General features: G+C 64.4%; 3 protein-coding genes. 2 read left to right on the top strand and 1 reads right to left on the bottom strand.

What is annotated here, in order from left to right:
* Window positions 1–58: 58 nt before the first annotated feature.
* Window positions 59–448 (top strand): iron-sulfur cluster assembly accessory protein, encoded by a 390-nt coding sequence (locus QZ281_RS09310; RefSeq protein ID WP_292227511.1) that lies wholly within the window; start codon window positions 59–61, stop codon window positions 446–448.
* 1 nt (window position 449) lies between these two features.
* On the top strand, window positions 450–803 hold the full coding sequence (locus tag QZ281_RS09305) for a TfoX/Sxy family protein (RefSeq protein WP_292227509.1): 354 nt from the start codon (window positions 450–452) through the stop codon (window positions 801–803).
* Between the two features lie 31 nt (window positions 804–834).
* On the opposite strand, the gene QZ281_RS09300 is transcribed toward QZ281_RS09305, so the two are convergent.
* Window positions 835–1,587 (bottom strand): 1-acyl-sn-glycerol-3-phosphate acyltransferase, encoded by a 753-nt coding sequence (locus tag QZ281_RS09300; RefSeq protein WP_292227506.1) that lies wholly within the window; start codon window positions 1,585–1,587, stop codon window positions 835–837.
* Between the last annotated feature and the right edge of the window lie 111 nt (window positions 1,588–1,698).

Genomic DNA, 1,698 nt, shown 5'->3' with positions numbered 1-1,698 from the left:
GCGACGGCGCATCCGATCCTCGGGTCAAGCCCGAGGATGACGGAGAAGGGAAGGCCCGATGACCGAGCTTCAAGCCACATCCCGCCCGCGCCGTCCGCGTCCCAAGGCCGTCACCCTGACGGACGCCGCTGCTGATCGCGTGCGCGAAATCCTGGACAATGCCGAGAACGACCACATCGGTCTGCGCATCGGCGTCAAGCACGGTGGCTGCGCGGGGCAGGAATACACCTTCGCCTATGCCAATGAGGTCGGGCCGCTGGACGAGGTGGTCGAGGACAAGGGCGTCACCATCCTGATCGAGCCCAAGGCCGTGCTGTTCCTGATCGGCACCGAGATCGATTACGAGACGACGCGTCTGGCCTCCAAGTTTGTGTTCAACAATCCGAACCAGACGGATGCTTGCGGTTGCGGCGAGAGCGTCACCATCGTGCCCGTCGCCAGCGTCTGAGGTGGCGTTCGATTCCGACTTCAACGAATGGGTGCGCGAGCATTTCGACGCCCTGGGGCGGCTTGAGATCAAGCGACTGTTCGGTGGGGCAGGAGTCTCTGTCGGCGGGCTGACGTTCGCCCTGCTGGACGACGGCGTGGTCTGGCTGAAGGCGGATGATGCGCTGGCCGAGGCGTTCGAAGCGGCGGGATCACGTCTGTTCACCTATCCGGCCAAGGATGGACGCACGCTGTCGCTGGGTTATTGGAGTCTGCCGGAGACGGCGCTGGATGATCCCGATGAAGCGGTGATCTGGGCGCGGCGTTCGCTGGATGTGGCCCTGCGCAAGGCGGCGTCGAAGAAGCCCAAGAAGTAAGCCGCTTTCTTCTCCCGGACGGGAGAAGGGATCATTTCTTTGGCGCGTCCACCAGCAAGGCAGGGGTGACGGGGGCGCCCGTCGCCTGAGCGACCAGTTCGGCGGTGCGGGCCTCTACGACGGCCTCCAGACGCTCCAGAAACTCTTCCTTGCCCAAACCGACCGGGATCGGCTCCAGGAACTCCAGCGTCGCTGTGCCGGGGTGTTTTTCGTACTTCTCCTCGGGCCAGAACAGGCCAAGGTTGGTGGCCAGCGGCACGACCGGCATGTCGAAGTCGCGGTACATGTGCCAGACGCCAGAGCGGTATTTGTACTTCTGGCCGATCGGGGCGAGATGGCCCTCGGGATAGATCAGGATCTTGCGGTTGTCGGCCTTGGCCTCTGCGGCGCGCATGGCCAGCGCCTTGCGGGCTTCGTGTCCGCCGCAGGAGTTGACGACGATGGCGCCCAGCTTCTTCAGCACCCCGCCCAGCAGCGGAAACTTCTCCAGATGGTCGCCGGTGACGAAGGCCAGATCGTCGAACTGATCATAGGTGGCGAAGCCGTCGCCCCAGCTCTGGTGTTTTGACGCGACGATGAAGGCGCCCTGCGGCAGCCGCTCCTTGCCGCGCACATCCAGCTTGATGCCCGCAAAGACCGACATGGCCTGAACCATCCGCTTCACATAGCGGCGGATGACCCAACTGGCGGGGCCGCGCCCGGGCGCCAGGGCGGCGAAGGCGGCGGTCAGCCCGTAGCTGATCGACAGGATCCAATAGGCGATGTTGAAGGCGAGGCTGCGCATAATTGAACTATGCTCAGAAAAATGCGCGCTTGTCAGGCGGCATCTTCGAGAGCGGGGGCGCTGGTGACCTTGTTTCGTCCGCCGCGCTTGGAGGCGTAGAGGGCGGCGTCG

It is taken from the genome of Brevundimonas sp. (assembly GCF_018608325.1).
GTDB lineage: Bacteria > Pseudomonadota > Alphaproteobacteria > Caulobacterales > Caulobacteraceae > Brevundimonas.
Note: the sequence above shows the minus strand (reverse complement) of the source record. Positions and strands in the feature narration are given on the sequence as shown.